Source organism: Cytobacillus sp. OWB-43 (assembly GCF_034651445.1).
Lineage (GTDB): Bacteria > Bacillota > Bacilli > Bacillales > Cytobacillaceae > Cytobacillus > Cytobacillus kochii.
Map to the genome: position 1 here is coordinate 184927 of NZ_JAYEFF010000004.1, position 14620 is coordinate 199546.

Annotated in this window: 19 protein-coding genes; 5 read left to right on the forward strand and 14 right to left on the reverse strand. The window is 37.5% G+C overall.

Annotated elements, in window-relative coordinates; translation table 11 throughout:
• The first annotated feature begins 175 nt into the window (after nucleotides 1-175).
• Nucleotides 176-1369, forward strand: coding sequence for an MFS transporter (locus tag U9M49_RS16205; RefSeq protein WP_095370642.1), 1194 nt, complete (start codon nucleotides 176-178; stop codon nucleotides 1367-1369).
• On the opposite strand, the gene U9M49_RS22705 is transcribed toward U9M49_RS16205, so the two are convergent.
• Genes U9M49_RS22705 through U9M49_RS16215 form a run of 3 tightly spaced genes read right to left on the reverse strand, consistent with a single transcriptional unit; the run spans nucleotide 1310 to nucleotide 2220 of the window.
• Complete coding sequence (locus tag U9M49_RS22705) at nucleotides 1310-1585, reverse strand: GNAT family N-acetyltransferase (RefSeq protein ID WP_416337104.1); 276 nt, start codon at nucleotides 1583-1585, stop codon at nucleotides 1310-1312. The genes U9M49_RS16205 and U9M49_RS22705 overlap by 60 nt on opposite strands.
• A 24-nt stretch (nucleotides 1586-1609) precedes the next feature.
• Complete coding sequence (locus U9M49_RS16210; RefSeq protein ID WP_322910183.1) at nucleotides 1610-1855, reverse strand: hypothetical protein; 246 nt, start codon at nucleotides 1853-1855, stop codon at nucleotides 1610-1612.
• Nucleotides 1852-2220 (reverse strand): VOC family protein, encoded by a 369-nt coding sequence (locus U9M49_RS16215; protein ID WP_095370644.1) that lies wholly within the window; start codon nucleotides 2218-2220, stop codon nucleotides 1852-1854. The genes U9M49_RS16210 and U9M49_RS16215 overlap by 4 nt, the downstream gene beginning before the upstream one ends.
• Nucleotides 2221-2562: 342 nt before the next feature.
• Between U9M49_RS16215 and U9M49_RS16220 the strand changes: the two genes are divergently transcribed.
• On the forward strand, nucleotides 2563-3060 hold the full coding sequence (locus tag U9M49_RS16220) for a hypothetical protein (protein WP_322910184.1): 498 nt from the start codon (nucleotides 2563-2565) through the stop codon (nucleotides 3058-3060).
• 415 nt (nucleotides 3061-3475) lie between these two features.
• Here U9M49_RS16220 and U9M49_RS16225 read toward each other — a convergent pair whose 3' ends face one another.
• From U9M49_RS16225 to U9M49_RS16270, 10 genes are all read right to left on the reverse strand, one after another.
• Complete coding sequence (locus U9M49_RS16225; protein ID WP_322910185.1) at nucleotides 3476-4081, reverse strand: AAA family ATPase; 606 nt, start codon at nucleotides 4079-4081, stop codon at nucleotides 3476-3478.
• Between the two features lie 181 nt (nucleotides 4082-4262).
• On the reverse strand, nucleotides 4263-4805 hold the full coding sequence (locus U9M49_RS16230; protein WP_322910186.1) for a histidine phosphatase family protein: 543 nt from the start codon (nucleotides 4803-4805) through the stop codon (nucleotides 4263-4265).
• Between the two features lie 4 nt (nucleotides 4806-4809).
• Complete coding sequence (locus U9M49_RS16235; protein WP_322910187.1) at nucleotides 4810-5265, reverse strand: GNAT family N-acetyltransferase; 456 nt, start codon at nucleotides 5263-5265, stop codon at nucleotides 4810-4812.
• Nucleotides 5262-5804, reverse strand: a complete 543-nt coding sequence (locus U9M49_RS16240) for a GNAT family N-acetyltransferase (RefSeq protein WP_095370650.1) — start codon at nucleotides 5802-5804, stop codon at nucleotides 5262-5264. The genes U9M49_RS16235 and U9M49_RS16240 overlap by 4 nt, the downstream gene beginning before the upstream one ends.
• A 127-nt stretch (nucleotides 5805-5931) precedes the next feature.
• Nucleotides 5932-6741, reverse strand: a complete 810-nt coding sequence (locus tag U9M49_RS16245) for a glycerophosphodiester phosphodiesterase (RefSeq protein ID WP_095370651.1) — start codon at nucleotides 6739-6741, stop codon at nucleotides 5932-5934.
• Nucleotides 6742-6964: 223 nt separating this feature from the next.
• Entirely contained in the window at nucleotides 6965-7747 is a 783-nt protein-coding gene (locus tag U9M49_RS16250) for a tyrosine-protein phosphatase (protein ID WP_095370652.1), read from the reverse strand.
• 96 nt (nucleotides 7748-7843) lie between these two features.
• Nucleotides 7844-8773, reverse strand: coding sequence for a hypothetical protein (locus U9M49_RS16255; protein ID WP_095370653.1), 930 nt, complete (start codon nucleotides 8771-8773; stop codon nucleotides 7844-7846).
• Between the two features lie 7 nt (nucleotides 8774-8780).
• Complete coding sequence (locus U9M49_RS16260; RefSeq protein WP_095370654.1) at nucleotides 8781-9848, reverse strand: hypothetical protein; 1068 nt, start codon at nucleotides 9846-9848, stop codon at nucleotides 8781-8783.
• The gene (locus U9M49_RS16265; RefSeq protein ID WP_095370655.1) at nucleotides 9845-10306 is read right to left on the reverse strand and encodes a hypothetical protein; all 462 of its coding nucleotides are present in this window, start codon (nucleotides 10304-10306) and stop codon (nucleotides 9845-9847) included. Before U9M49_RS16265 ends, U9M49_RS16260 begins: the two co-directional genes overlap by 4 nt.
• Nucleotides 10303-10848 carry an RNA polymerase sigma factor gene (locus U9M49_RS16270; RefSeq protein WP_095370656.1) on the reverse strand — a complete coding sequence of 182 codons (546 nt, stop codon included), beginning with the start codon at nucleotides 10846-10848 and terminating at the stop codon, nucleotides 10303-10305. The genes U9M49_RS16265 and U9M49_RS16270 overlap by 4 nt, the downstream gene beginning before the upstream one ends.
• 216 nt (nucleotides 10849-11064) lie before the next feature.
• Between U9M49_RS16270 and U9M49_RS16275 the strand changes: the two genes are divergently transcribed.
• The 3 genes from U9M49_RS16275 to U9M49_RS16285 all read left to right on the forward strand — a co-directional run bounded on the left by U9M49_RS16275 (nucleotide 11065) and on the right by U9M49_RS16285 (nucleotide 13508).
• Entirely contained in the window at nucleotides 11065-11499 is a 435-nt protein-coding gene (locus U9M49_RS16275) for a cell wall hydrolase (protein WP_095370657.1), read from the forward strand.
• Between the two features lie 573 nt (nucleotides 11500-12072).
• Nucleotides 12073-12687: a glycerol-3-phosphate 1-O-acyltransferase PlsY gene (gene plsY, locus U9M49_RS16280; protein ID WP_095370658.1), complete on the forward strand. Its 615-nt coding sequence runs from the start codon at nucleotides 12073-12075 to the stop codon at nucleotides 12685-12687.
• Nucleotides 12688-12698: 11 nt separating this feature from the next.
• Entirely contained in the window at nucleotides 12699-13508 is an 810-nt protein-coding gene (locus U9M49_RS16285) for a GNAT family N-acetyltransferase (RefSeq protein WP_095370659.1), read from the forward strand.
• Here U9M49_RS16285 and U9M49_RS16290 read toward each other — a convergent pair.
• Nucleotides 13488-14600: an alpha-hydroxy-acid oxidizing protein gene (locus tag U9M49_RS16290; RefSeq protein WP_322910188.1), complete on the reverse strand. Its 1113-nt coding sequence runs from the start codon at nucleotides 14598-14600 to the stop codon at nucleotides 13488-13490. The two genes, U9M49_RS16285 and U9M49_RS16290, sit on opposite strands and share 21 nt — an antisense overlap.
• Nucleotides 14601-14620: the final 20 nt, after the last annotated feature.

The window sequence follows — 14620 nt, forward strand, 5'->3', positions numbered from 1 at the left end:
TTCGCATAGTTAAAGCCTCTCATTAAAAGTTAAATGATACATTCTCTTCTTAAAAATATTCTATTTAGTAAACACAAATTCCTTTTCTTTTTATTCGAAATATATTGAATAAATAATTCTAAAAATATAGAATATAGACAATCTACTTATCCATTATAAGGAAAGGAATCAATTCATGTTACATACGCGGTCATTTAAAATATTATGGTTAGGAAATTTAATCTCTGAATTTGGTGGGGCCATCGGGGGAATTATTAATGGCTTATTACTCTATGAGCTGACAGGTTCAAAGGAATGGATGGCAACCATGTGGCTCTGCTATTTCCTACCTTCACTCTTTATTCAAAGCTTGAGTGTCCCGTTTTTAAACAATATCAATAAAGAAAAAATGTTATTTGTCATCCAACTCTTCCGCTCAGCTGTCTATCTTTTACCTCTATTAGGAAGCATAGTAGGCATAAATAATATAACCATAGTATTGCTTGTCATTCTGCAATGTACAATCGGTATATTGCAACCAATCTATGCTAGTATCTCATTCGCGTTAATACCCATATATTGTGAAGATAACAAGCTTGTTTCAGCCAACAGTTCGCTCGATGCAACGATAAGGTTAATGAGCTTTATCGCACCAGGAATCGCTTCTTTTTTCTTACTCGTCTTCCCTCTACACTTTCTTTATCTACTCACAACATTGCTCTTTCTTCTCAGCGCTTTTGCAATACACCAATTGCCATACACAACAACAAGGTCATCAGTTAACAAAAATAAAAAAAGTTGGCTAACAGCCTTCGTAGCAGGCTATCAAACCTTCTTTTCTTATCCTCCTTTATGGAAGTTAACCCTTCTCTCTTCAGCGGTGCAGTTTGCTGTAGGAGCAACAATGGTGATAAAGATTCCATTTTTTCGTGAAGAATTAGGCGGCACTTCCTGGGAGTATGCCCTATTTGCCGCTGCTTTTCCACTTGGTTATGTACTAGGGACATTCTTGTTAGCGAAGTTACCTAAGAACAATGTAACGCTTTATCTCGGGTTGTTTGGGGGAGGGCTCTCTTTTATGCTATTGTCTCTCACACCATCCATAACCTTTGCATTGATTTCCGAGCTACTCGGCGGCTTACTATTCCCATTATTCAACGCACAGAGTGTAGCCATTTTCCAAAGAGTGGCTCCTGGGGATCAATTAGTAGAATTAAGTGCCATCCGCCTCCTGTTTTTAAGAATAACGATGCCTTTAGGGATTTTATTTGCTTCTTTGCCGTTACCAACTAGGGACATCTACCTTTATATCGCTGGGCTCATCATCTTTTTAGCGATTGTTTCCTTCTTTAAGGGGGCTCGTGTTTCTAGCAAACACCTTACAGTTTAAGCTTTTTTCTAATTTATAAATCACTTGCCTTGCTCCAAAACGATCAATATAACAATCAATAGTGAAACCAAATTTTTCTAAAAGTTGACACGACCGCTTGTTAGCTACTTGTGTTTCAGCGACAACCTTTTGCTCCTTAAGAGTAAAAAAGGCATACATCAACACTTCCTGAACGGTTTCACTTGCATACCCTTTCCCCCAGCAATGGGGGAAAATTGATAAGAGACTTCTATATCCGCCTTACAATGGTGGGGGGGTAAGAGCGATGAATCCTAAGTGATGATGTGTATACTTATCTGATACGATCCAATAAGACGATGATAAGTTCATCAACATATTCTCCATTTGCTCCTTTACTTCCTCAATTGTCCTTATCCCACCAAGATACTCCCGGACCTCGGCATTCCGATACAATTTCACCATTGTGGGAAGATGCTTCATAGAGAGCGGAGTTAATACACATCTTTCAGTCATCAACGGCATCATTTTCTAATCTCTTCAATCATTTCTACACGATTGCCGAACGGATCTCTAAATTCAAAGCGGTCAAAACCTGGAATAGGGACGCCCTCTATTAAACTAATGTTTTGCTGCGATAATACTTCCTTCCAAAAGGATAGATTATCTACTTCATAAGCGATATGTGCCTTTGTAGTCGTTCTGTCAAATCCATTCTCAGTGCCAACATGGACAGCACGGTCACCTACCTGTAACCAAAAACCACCTCTCCCTTTCAATGAAGCTGGTTTTTCAATCTCCTTTAATTGCAGAACTTCGCAATAAAACTGCTTGCCTTTTTCTTCTGCTCCTTTTGGAATCGTTAATTGTACATGATGTATCCCTATAATCATAGTTTACCTCCTTTATCATTCTTCTCCGAAAGAATAGCACCATTTAGGAAAGTCCAGTTTTTCTTCATAAAAACGATGAGCTGCTTTTCGTGACTAGGCTGATTCAAGACAAATATAGCCCGCTCCATGTTTCGCCAATTGCATTAGCTTTCCACCATTTCCTTTTGAACGAACAGTTGCATCCGTGACGTATTCTGACATATACACCTGCTTGCCTCAACCTGACCATTCACCAGTCGTATCCCTTCTTTTATTTAACTTTATATTTCTACTTTTAGAAGAATATTCCTTTCAGCTAACGACATAATAAAAAGAATCTTATTACAAAAGGAGCTGTTCAATATGCGTAAAAAAAGAAGAATGGTCATATTACTTTTCATTTTCATCTATATTGGCCTTGTATCAAATGTTAGTGCCCTTACCTTCGACACCTTACCCGTCGAGCAATCATCTCAACGTTGGTCCGTGGAAATAAGTGAGGGTGTGGACGATAATCCAAAACAGCAATCCAAGTTCGGTCATTATGATACACGGTCTTTGAAAGTTGAAAACATGGGAGCGAACAACCTCGTAACTGCTGAAATTTCAATGTACCGAAATGAACCAAAATCCACAACAAAGTATGCCCTACAAGGTTGTCCGGGAGCATTAGATTGCAAGCAAATTTCAGAAGATCAAAAGCATACGCTTGCGGCACAATTAAATAATAGCTCCCCATACAATTTCGCAAACTTTATCCTAGCTGAAAAAGCAACAGAACTTGAAGTTGAAATCACCTGGACAGAAAAAGGCAATGAAGGACGTCCACTGAAAGAAAGATTTGTTTTTTCTGAGGAATAAATGAGAAAGAAGGTTATTCTTTGCTGATAAAGAGTAACCTTCTTCAGTAGTAAATAGGTAGCTATATATATGGAAGCACCATTTGATACACCGCTATACTGAAACCTAGTATACTGGCTTTTAATTTCGAGGGATGATACTTCCTTGATGTTTTTAAATGAAGAAGAATAAAGATAAAACCCATTGGTATGAAAAGTTGAAAATATCCCTCTTCACTAGAACTTGTATAAATCGGTAGCACAAAAGTACTGATTATAAAATAAAATAAAATTCTAATTTTTTCCGTTTCAAGTTTTTTTGCCCAACGTACTAATAAAAAAATAATTACAATTATTGCAATGGTATATGGTATTGGAGGTAAAACAATCGACATCCCGTCTCCGAAAGGAAATTCCATTCTGCACCTTCTTGATTTTCAATTCTCTAACACCACTTGAGAAGATCCTTCAAGCGGTTTCTCCGTTGTCCAATAATAATCTTCCGCACGCCAATAACGCCGCTGATACTTAAGTAACAAATCCTTACTGCCATTATCTCTCTTCATAAGTCTGATTTGCCTGACCTCTTTAGGAACATGCAAGAATATACTATAGTCAATAAATGGTCGCCACTCTTCTCTCTGAATAAACACACCTTCGATAAGAATAATGTCAAAAGAGTCAATGGAATACGATTGCATCATGGTCCGGTCTTTCCCCTCATCATAAAAAGGAAAAAAGACTTTGCGCTCACATTCTTTCACTCTACTAAAAAACTGATTACTTATCTCCTTTATGTCCCACTGTAAATAATAGTATTCAAACCATTCTTCATAGCCGGTACCATACCTCCTAGCTGCAGGTTCGATAGCATTGTCTAAATGAAAAAGCTTCACATTGTAATAGGGTGTTAAGTATTGCTGTAGCTTTTTCGCAAATGTGGTTTTTCCTGCTCCTCCAAAGCCGTCGATGGCTATGATGAAAGGGGCTGTCTTGTTCCTCTTCTCTAACTCTATTAAAATCTGTTTAAATATTGGTGTCATACATCTTCTCCTAACCACCCAAAAACCAAACAACAATCGTCATAAGTAACGAAAGCAGTGCCATTATCTCCATTTGCCTCGCTTCTCGTACGTCCTTCTTGATGACATACTCGAAAAAAGTGAGCGTGCTATAAAATCAAAGAAGTAGAAAAGTAATCGCTAGTATATGTAACAAAATGAATTACTTACTCCATATCCGCTCGACACTATATCCATCCTTCTTTTCTCTTAATCTATAAACATCAGGATTCGATAATTCTTTCCATTCGTCAAACCCGAATGAAGCATGATACTGTTTTAGTAGTAAAGCAATAATATTTCCGTGGGCTACGATTATTGTGCGCTCGGCCTCACTGCTTCGTATTTCCTCTACGACTTGAGAGATTCGGTCCTTCGCTTGCCTGCTTGATTCACCACCAGCAAAATATAAATCTAGATCATCGAAAGTGGCCTTTAACTTATCTTGCCAATCATCTAAGCTTGTTGTACTCAGCACACGTTCGGATAAACGTTTATCCACTTCTACTGTAACGCCGATGTTTTCAGCTAACGGTTCGATCGTTTGTGTCGCACGTAAAAATGGACTAGAGAGGATACGATCAATTGGCATGTCTTGAAGGAATGCCTTTAACTCTTCTGCTTGTTGCTGACCCGTTGTGGTTAGTTCAGCATCAGGTGCTTGTCCTGTTGCTTGGCAATGTCTGACGATATAGATTTCTTTCACTTTATTAACCCCCGATTACTTTTGTCATCTTCACAATTTCTTGCGAATACCCGATATGTTCGTAAAATTGGACGGCACGTTGATTCTCGGAAAACACATCTAGAACGAGGACTTTGATTCCTCTTTCATGTGCCCAAGTTTCTGCAAAACGCATCAACTGCTTACCAACTCCTTTTCCCTCACCTTCAGCAGTGACCGCGATAGCAGATATATACGCTAGCTTTTCTTTTGAAAAATAATCCTCTTCTTCCTTACATTCAATATATCCTAAAAACACACCTTCTTCTTCTGCGACAAATATATTATCACTATTCTCATCAATGGAGGCCTGTGCCATTTCCAATTGTTTTTGCTGCATCTGCTCGGAATCACGGTGTTCTAGAAAGGAAATCTCACTCAAACGAGATGATAATTGCAAGATTCTTTGTTTATCTTGTTGATTGTACGACCTTATATTCATACTGTTCTCCTGTTCATATATTCCTCCTGTAATAGACCCATATGGATCATATCAAACCATTTGCCTTCTCTAAATAAACATTGCCTCACACGACCTTCTTCAATAAATCCTAATTTTTCGTAAACATGGTGTGCTCTCTTATTTAATGAAAAAACCCTCAATGAAAGGCGGTGAAGATTTAACTCCATAAAAGTATATTCTAAGAGGATTTGAACGGCGCTCGTACCAACACCTTTACCCCATTCATTTTTTTCGCCAATATCGATAATGAGTTCAGCATTACGATTTTTCATGTCTATATTCACTAATGAGATGATGCCGATTGGACGTTGATGACTCTTCTCCTCAATGATATAGCATTTAGAATCCGTCGCCCCGAGAATGACTGTCTCAATGAATTCCTTTGTTTCTTCATATGTATATCTATCTAAATCTAAACTCGTAAAAGTCATCACATCTAAATCATTTCGCCATTTATGATAAATGGGTATATCATCCACAGTCATCTTTCTTAAATATAAATGTTCATTTGCAAGCATTCCTTATCACACCTTTCTTCCTTGACTTTGTTCAAGTATACCGTAACATTAAATATTTTTACTATAAATTACTTTTCTGGAAATCAAAAAAAGACAAAGACGTTTGAGAACGCCCTTGCCCCACTATTTAATATACATAATCCGGATAATCAGTAATAATGCCATCCACTTTCATTTCTTTTAAGAATTGTGCTGCTTCAGGTGTACGAACAGTCCAAGACTGGATTTTCATTTTGTTTTTTCTCACCTTTTTGACGAGTTCTTCATTCACAAGACCGATACTCGGGTTAAAATAATCAGCATATTTCCGAAATGCTTTGAGCGCTTCATCACTAACATCGTTAGGAGAGGAAGTTAATACGCCAATAGGCATTCTTGGTAATAATTTATTTGCCAGTTTCATAGATTCGAAGTTAAAGGATTGGACAATCACTTCTTCTCTTTTCGGTTTATCCATCTTCCGTTTCTTTAATGCTTTCGTCATTTGCTTCTCGATACCAGGATATAACTCGGGTGCTTTCAGTTCAATGAGAATACCGATTTTTCCTTTATAACGATCGAGGACTTCATCGAAACTAGGAATTTTCTCTCCTGCAAATTCCTCACCTTTCCAGCTACCAGCATCTAGTTGTCTTAACTCCTTAAAATCGAGGTCACCTACTTTGCCAGTTCCATCAGTTGTGCGGTCGACTGTCGTATCATGTAAAATGACTAACTTGCCATCCTTACTTCTTTGCACATCAATCTCAATATAATCTGCACCCATCGCAACAGCTAAATCAAATGCTGCGATTGTATTTTCTGGTGCATAGCCCGAAGCTCCCCGATGCGCTACGTTCGCAATTTCTTTTTCTTTCCTACTTGCCTCAGCCTCACCAAAAGGCAAAGTCACAAAAATCACTGTCGCTAGTAAACAGAAAAGTAATACTTTCTTCAAATTCCCCAACTCCTTTATTTTATCTTTCGAATCAAATGATAAAGGAGGAACTTGAAGAGAATATAAAAAGGGTGTATAGAAGATATAATATTAAAGTAAAAATATTCAGTCTTATTTACTTATAATTTTTTACAAAGAGAGTAAGTAAAAATACATAGAACGGAGAAAAGGAGAAGTCTTTCACCCCAAAAGGCATCTTCCAACCATTCTCCGTATCATCTAATCAATCCAATAACCTTCTTCTTAATTTCTCTATAACCTCGCTCTCAACTGAGCACTCCTTCATAAGATAGTCCTCGATTGTATCATATTTAGAAAATATGGCTTTATAGGCTTGTTCAAGATAAGCTTCTCGTACTTCAAGCACTGGTTGAATATCTGCTTCCTTCAAACGGAAAAGGCTAGCTATCTTTAGTGCTTTTGCGGTTTTCTTCATTCTGGGCGCAATCAATTCATTGGATTGGAGGTATTCTTTCATGACCATATCGTATGGAACATCCGCTGTTAATTGAATTAACGATGACATAAAACCTGTCCGGTCTTTACCTCCTGTACAATGAATAAGCAGTGGAGCGTGCTCCTTTTCAACTGTCAGATCAAAGATTTGTTTAATTTCCCTTTGACAACCGAACGCCATATGCTGATACATTTTAAGCATCAACTCTTCAAAGTTCATATGTCTCGCACCAGTTAGTAAAAATTTAAGCATCCCTTTTCGCGTCAATTCCCAACTAGGGTCTTGAATAGGAATTTTTACTACTGAGAGATTTTGTTCTTCATGAATTTTCGCTCGCTTTGATTCTCCTTCTGAAACCGTTCTTAAGTCACAGATTGTTTTTATATTCAACTTTCGAAAAAGATTCATATCCGCTTCAGTCAAACGAGACAGTTCATCTGATCGGTAAAGCAGACCTGATTTCATTCTTAGTCCGTTGCTCGTAACAAGTCCTCCGATATCTCTGAAGTTATATACCCCTTCTAGTCGTTCCCATTCCATCGTCGTCATCAATTGTTCTCCTAACTACGCTTTTAATAATTCATTTTAACATCTTGAAGTTTAAGAAAACAAAAAAAACCGACTGTAAGCCGGCTTCTCCTCAAATCACTCTTTATCTTTTATTTGCAAGTAATCACTATTATTGATTGAAATGGTGTATTTACCATCGCCATACTTAAGCATGGCTTTCTCTACTCTCTGTTGTTCATCATATTCATCCTGTTTTTCTGTAAAAACGATATTATTTGGTTCTTTTTCAGAGTTAAGGTCACCAACATCTGATATAACAAGCTCGGCATTACTGTTTTTACTCATGTACACATTCACTGCAGAACTGTTATTCACGTCCCAATCTGCTGTTAGTTGACGAGGCTTCATCGTAATTTCGTTATAATTCCCGTCAATTTCTAGTGTCACATCTTGTGGAATCACGAGTGTCGGATCCAAAGTACTATAATTTTGAAACATTGCGATTGACTCACGTGGTAGTTCCTTAAAAGCAATGTATAAGGTATCTCCCTTTACAGTAGTTGTCATATAATCTTCAACATCCGTAATTAATGGTTTTTTCTCTAATTGGGTAGCAGTGTAGGTACCAAATACAGACAGTTCCTTTCCTGTCGATCCTTCCACACTTATGCCAGTTGAGCCTGAATCAACAACGACTCTTTTCACATCATTATTCATAGCAAAATCGAATGTTGGTAAATCACCTGTCCTATGTTCAAGGTCCATATTGGCACTCACTTTATCAACAATACCTGTCATACTAAGAAGTGCAATGGTAATACCAACTGTTCCTAACACACCCACAAAGAAAATGCTAAAGATATCATACTTTAAGTAAGGCTTTTCTTGTTTTGAGAAGAATAAAAATAGCAAGATTTCGCCGCCTAAAATAACAAAAATAATCGGCCACCATGAAATAAGTATACTCGAGACATCCAGCTTAAATATTTGTGAAAGAAGCAAATATACGCCTAAAAATAAAAGTGATGCCCCCATTGAAAAGGTTCCTACTCTCCATGTCCTCATTTTTTCTTCACCCCTTCTTCATTTTTTTCTTTTCTTTTGTTCCAGATAAGAGCTTTAACCCGCCACCAATTAAAACGATACATACAATAGCTGTTTGGAAATAGCGATTAAACCAATACCAGACGTCAATATTCAACACTTCAATAATACTTGGTGCAAAAGCCGGCAATAAGACATTTGTTGTCATGTAATACAAACCAACTACAACCAACCCTATACCTAACCATTTTTGATGATTTTCAAAATAAGAAACAATCGGTACATCTTCTAACTCTTCTTCCCCATAGCGTGAGGATTTTTGTAAACCGTCGAAAAAACTATAAAACCATATAATTGGTATGAGAAACAGGAAAATCCCTAAACGCAGAACGTCCAAAATATAGATAGAGAAAAGAAAAGCAGCCATTAATTGAATCCCTCTTCGCTGTAGTCCTAAATACAAATGACCTGCTCCCGGGAAAATAGATAAGAAAGTAGCAAGCCCTTTACTTTTCCGGCCCTCTTCTCTTCCTCTTTCTATATCTTCTAATAAAGTTCTGTCTACAAGCTCTTCCCCTTTTTGCTTTTTATTTAATTGTTGAATCGCATCAAAGAAACTGTATACCCAAATTACTGGGAATAGTAAAAGAAAGACCATAAACTCTCCACGATCAGTTAAAAAAGCGACAAACAAAACCATAATACAGAAACCAAGTGAAGCCGTTAGTAAGGTAATCCCTCTATTCATTAATCCTAAATGAAAATGTCCCACCCCTGGAATAAAAGATAAAAGAATAGTACGGAACCGTTCATAGTCCAGTTCCTCTCCGACTTTAGAGGACGGGTCTTGTTTATTCTTTAGCAACTTTGAAGCCATAATAGCTGTATCGACGAGATTAATAATATAAAGAATGACACCAGCAAAGACAACAAGTATAATTTCGCCTCCTACCCCAACCGAAAGCATGAAAAATGTAAAGGCAATAAGGGCAAATTCGCCTATTAGATAGGCCAACCCGCGGAGGAATACGCCTAAATATAAAAGACCTCCTCCAGGGAAAAAACCTAATAAGAATGCCAATAAAGGGTTTTTCATTTTTTATCCTCCTCCTTCTTTGTATCCATCCAAGCAAATGTTTTATCCATAATTCCTTCTGTTATAGATGCTTTATCCTCTTTAAACTGTTTACTCTCCACATCACCAGCATATTGTGTGAGCGTTTGGAAAAAGCCCGTTGACATAAGTATTAAAGTCATCGCTGCCGCTATCCCATAATGAAAAATTGTTTTTTTATAGAACGCTGTGGCTTTGCGAGAGAAATTTTCATTCTTTGTATCTTGTTTATTATTTTCATTTGGCAATTGGGCCATAATGTTGTCGGTAAAAGCTGTTCCATCTATAATATCTGGGAGTTCCTCTGCCTCAATTGCCGTCAGATAGACCTCCAAGCATTGATCACAGGTATAGAGGTGGTCCTCATAAAGAATTTTATCTTCACCATCTAATTCATTCTTCACATATTTCGTCCATTGTTCATAACTGTAATGTTTCATGAAAAATCGTCCTCCTTCCAATGCTTTTTCATCCATTGACGTGCTCGGTATAATTTTGTTTCGATGGTCTTCACCTGCACATTTTGCTCATCTGCCATTTGTTGATAGGTTTTTTCGTTTATATAAAAATCATAAATGACATGTCGATAGCCTTCTGGCAATTGATGGATACGTTGTCTTACTAACTCTACCGTTTCTTTCCTAAGGAACTTTGTTTCAATATTACCATGTGAAGATTCCCTTCTATCAAAATCAATCACATCCATTATGTCTTCACGCTGTCGTTCTTTTTTTCTTTTCATATCAATGGCGTGATTGACGGCGATTCGTTTCATCCATGTTTTAAAACCTTGATCCTCATATTGGGGGAGAGAGTGATAGATTTTCAAAAACACTTCTTGTGCGGCATCTTCAGCAGCATTCCGATCACGTAATACCGCAAACGTAACTTTAAAAAGTTCATTGCGATATTTTTCGACAAGTAATCGGAAAGCATGGTCGTTGCCATCTAATATTTTTTGGATAAGAACTTGGTCGCTAATGTCACTCTCCCCCTTTCCTTTTTAGCTTCCATCATAATAGACGTTACACAATCATCTTTCCCCTACACAAAAGATAAAAATATTTTCACTAGCTTTATTCAAGCAAAAATTAGCCTGCTTGACTATACTTATATTTTGCAAAATAATGGGTTCTAGACATTTTCAATCATGAATATCACTTTATCTTCATATTCTTAACTATGGGGTGAGAACAGCATGAGAGTAGCTTATACAAGTTCCGACGTAGATTTAATGGCAAGGATGATGAGAGCCGAAGCTGAGGGTGAAGGAAAGCAAGGAATGTTATACGTAGGCAATGTAATCGTTAATCGTGCAATCGCTGACTGTCTTGACTTTAAAGATGTTCGAACAATCGAGGATGTCATTTATCATGTGCAAGGTGGTAATTATTCATTCGAAGCCGTGCAGAAGGGGAACCTCTTTTACAACAGAGCAAGGAGCACAGAAAAAAGACTCGCCGAGAAAAATTTGAAATATTGGCGTGAACACCCTGCTAAATATGCACTCTGGTATTTCAATCCATATGCTCCCTGCCCGCCTACTTGGTATAATCAACCTTTTGCTGGCCAGTTTAAAAATCACTGCTATTATGAACCAATCGCTAACACATGTGACAGTGTTTATGTGTAAAAGAGAACAACAAAGAACATCCCAAAAAGGGGTGTTTTTTTGTTATTTGTTTAAGTTGGGGTGATTTATTTACAAAAGAATCGGCATTTATAACCCTTAGGAAATAATTTTTTCCCGTAGATTGAAGCAATGTCTTTATCGAGGGTTTAACTTTTGTTCAAGCTACATTTTTTTAAAATAGACGAATAGTATTAGTAATCGAAGAGCAGATATCATCCAAGGAGAGAAAAAACGTTTTACGGAACTACTAAGAAACAAAAAAACATAACGTCCCTTTCAAGAAGAAGCCGATTACTTAATTGTTATTCCTCTACCATGAGGATATTGCAGAACTTATTCAATCCCTGATTTATAACAGTCTAGTTGAATGATGTAACTCTTAAGACGATTAAATTTTTTATAATTTTCTGTCATCCACTCTATCACACTGTTATTTTACACTAAATAGTTTCTTTCATTTTGAAAAAGATAGACATTATTTTAATATTTATTTATTATTTTATAGGATATTTTCGCATAGACTAATATGGTAAAATTAGTAATGTTAGAATTTTCTTGATAAGGAGTTTAGCTATGGACTTATTTATATTATTACTATCTTATCTCATTGGCTCGATACCTACTGCCTTGCTTGTAGGTAAACTTTTCTTTGGCATTGATATTCGTGAATATGGTAGCAACAATCCCGGCGCAACGAATACACTTCGGGTTTTAGGAAAAAGAGCAGGGGTTACTGTTTTAATTATTGATATAGGTAAAGGTGCACTTGCTGCTTCACTCCCCCTGTTACTTCAAACAGGTGGTGATCCACTGATTATTGGTTTGTTTGCAGTTGTTGGGCATTGCTTCCCTATTTTCGCTGGCTTTCGTGGAGGAAAAGCCATTGCTACTACTGCTGGTGTGCTATTGGTCGCGAATATCTGGTTATTTCTAATTGCCTATATCACCTTTGTTGCCGTGGTTTCTATCACAAAATACCTTTACTATGGCTCCATTTCTGTAGGGGTTGCTCTTTTCTTATATGCCACCCTTTCACCACTACAAAAAAATGAATGGATTTTCTTCCTATTTTTATTGTTGCTCATTTATTTACACCGTTCAAATATTCGCAACCATTTACTGCAGAGGGAGCCTAAAATTAATGATAAGAAAATTAAAGATGACCGTCTGCCACCTAAACAAGCTTAAGGAGGTCTGTTATGACTAAACAGTTAGCCAAGTTCATCGCTGATTTAAATCAATTAGACAAGCATCATATCGGCTATTGTGGAGAAAAGGAAGAGGACATTCTGCATGATATACAAGAAATAAAGCCTTATTTTATCACTTATGAATATGAGGGTGAAATTGAAGCTGCAATAGGATTAGATATTGATGAAGCTGACCGGAGTGCCGAAGTATGGGGTCCCTTTGCCAAGAATCATGAGGTAAAAAAAGATTTGTGGAACCAAGTTGTAAACTCCTATGAAAATAAGCTACAGCAATTATCGTTTTTTGTGAACGAAAAGAATAATAGTACCTTACATTTTTTACAATCAATCAATGCCACTCACCAAGGAAATCACGCCATACTCGCAGCAAAGCGAGGGATTTTCCAAAACATCTGTCACAGCTATCATGAGCAATATCGCAACGATTTCCTGCTACTACACGAAGCAACTTTTCCACAAACTTATTTGTCAGGCGAAGAGATACTAAAACTGTTGGATCAGCATCATAAACTGCTTCTATTGACAGAAAATGGCCAATTACAGGGCTATGTATATCTCGAAGCTGCACCACACTTTGGTGAAGGGCAGATTGAATTCCTTGCTGTATGTCCTAAAGCAAGAAAAAAAGGAAGAGGGCGACAGCTCATTGAGGCTGCACTCGAAACACTCTTCCAGTTTGAAAACATAGATAAAATCACATTATGTGTTTCGCTTGATAATCATCAGGCGATCAAGTTATATCAATCAGCTGGATTTGAGCTGAGTGCACGGTTAAAATTATTCTCTTATCAATTTTAACTGATTTAAGTCTTTCACTCTTGCAATGCCAGCTAGGGACATGGTAATTCTCGTTTCTTCTATTAAGTTTTCTAATACTTTTTCAACCCCTACTTGGCCGTCTATACCTAAACCATATACAAATGGTCGACCAATACATACAGCTGCTGCGCCTAGTGCCAATGCCTTTACTATATCCGTCCCACGGCGAATACCACTATCAAATACTACTGGCACTTTTTGATTAGCTGCTTTAACAACCGCAGGCAATGCATCTAGCGCAGCAACTGTTCCATCTAATTGCCTGCCACCATGATTAGAAACAATTAGCCCTGATGCGCCTGCCTCTATTGCACATTGTACATCTTCTGGATGAAGGATACCTTTAATATAGATAGGTAAGGACGTTCTTTTTGCTAATGCTGCAATATGCGACCAATTCATTTCAGGATAATGAATATTATCTAAAACAGATTGAATCATAGATTCATGGTCAGTCTTCTCACCAAGCGCATGCATAAAGGCTGGATCTGATTCGTAATTTGCTTTACCATAGCCCTCTTTTAGCGGAGAAAATTGTGTAGCGATATCCGTTTCTCTCCAGCCTGTCATAATTGTATCAACAGTAACGACAATCGCTTCATAACCTGCTCTTTCAGCTCTCTCTACCATACTGAATGAAACCTGTTCATTCCTCGACCAATAAAGCTGGAACCACTTTGGACTATCTACTGTTGCCGCTTTGACCTCCTCAATCGAGTAGCTAGAGACTGTACTCTGGATAAAAGGAACTCCGATTGTTTTCGCCGCTCTAGCAGTTGCCAATTCACCTTCTTCATGTGTCAATTTTTGCATGCCGACTGGGGCAATAAAAATGGGGTATCGATAAGTATGCTCTCCTAATGTCACACTCATATCTATATCTGCTACATTTCTAAGCATTCGAGGTAGTATTGACCATTTTTCGAAGGCTGTTGTATTCTTTCGTAATGTTTCCTCATTACTTGCTGCCGAGCGGACGTATCCATATGCTCCCTTAGACATAAGTTTTTTTGCTTCTTGTTCTAATGCTTGATATGAAACAGGGAAAACGGCTGGAACCTCAATATTCATCTGTCTATCTCCTTTTGTTA

What these genes read in the sequence shown, in the direction of transcription:
- U9M49_RS16205 (WP_095370642.1), top strand. Translation starts at nt 176, where the DNA reads ATGTTACATACGCGGTCATTTAAAATATTATGGTTAGGAAATTTAATC.
- U9M49_RS16210 (WP_322910183.1), bottom strand. Translation starts at nt 1,855, where the DNA reads ATGATGCCGTTGATGACTGAAAGATGTGTATTAACTCCGCTCTCTATG.
- U9M49_RS16215 (WP_095370644.1), bottom strand. Translation starts at nt 2,220, where the DNA reads ATGATTATAGGGATACATCATGTACAATTAACGATTCCAAAAGGAGCA.
- U9M49_RS16220 (WP_322910184.1), top strand. Translation starts at nt 2,563, where the DNA reads ATGCGTAAAAAAAGAAGAATGGTCATATTACTTTTCATTTTCATCTAT.
- U9M49_RS16225 (WP_322910185.1), bottom strand. Translation starts at nt 4,081, where the DNA reads ATGACACCAATATTTAAACAGATTTTAATAGAGTTAGAGAAGAGGAAC.
- U9M49_RS16235 (WP_322910187.1), bottom strand. Translation starts at nt 5,265, where the DNA reads ATGAATATAAGGTCGTACAATCAACAAGATAAACAAAGAATCTTGCAA.
- U9M49_RS16240 (WP_095370650.1), bottom strand. Translation starts at nt 5,804, where the DNA reads ATGCTTGCAAATGAACATTTATATTTAAGAAAGATGACTGTGGATGAT.
- U9M49_RS16250 (WP_095370652.1), bottom strand. Translation starts at nt 7,747, where the DNA reads ATGACGACGATGGAATGGGAACGACTAGAAGGGGTATATAACTTCAGA.
- U9M49_RS16255 (WP_095370653.1), bottom strand. Translation starts at nt 8,773, where the DNA reads ATGAGGACATGGAGAGTAGGAACCTTTTCAATGGGGGCATCACTTTTA.
- U9M49_RS16260 (WP_095370654.1), bottom strand. Translation starts at nt 9,848, where the DNA reads ATGAAAAACCCTTTATTGGCATTCTTATTAGGTTTTTTCCCTGGAGGA.
- U9M49_RS16265 (WP_095370655.1), bottom strand. Translation starts at nt 10,306, where the DNA reads ATGAAACATTACAGTTATGAACAATGGACGAAATATGTGAAGAATGAA.
- U9M49_RS16275 (WP_095370657.1), top strand. Translation starts at nt 11,065, where the DNA reads ATGAGAGTAGCTTATACAAGTTCCGACGTAGATTTAATGGCAAGGATG.
- plsY (WP_095370658.1), top strand. Translation starts at nt 12,073, where the DNA reads ATGGACTTATTTATATTATTACTATCTTATCTCATTGGCTCGATACCT.
- U9M49_RS16285 (WP_095370659.1), top strand. Translation starts at nt 12,699, where the DNA reads ATGACTAAACAGTTAGCCAAGTTCATCGCTGATTTAAATCAATTAGAC.
- U9M49_RS16290 (WP_322910188.1), bottom strand. Translation starts at nt 14,600, where the DNA reads ATGAATATTGAGGTTCCAGCCGTTTTCCCTGTTTCATATCAAGCATTA.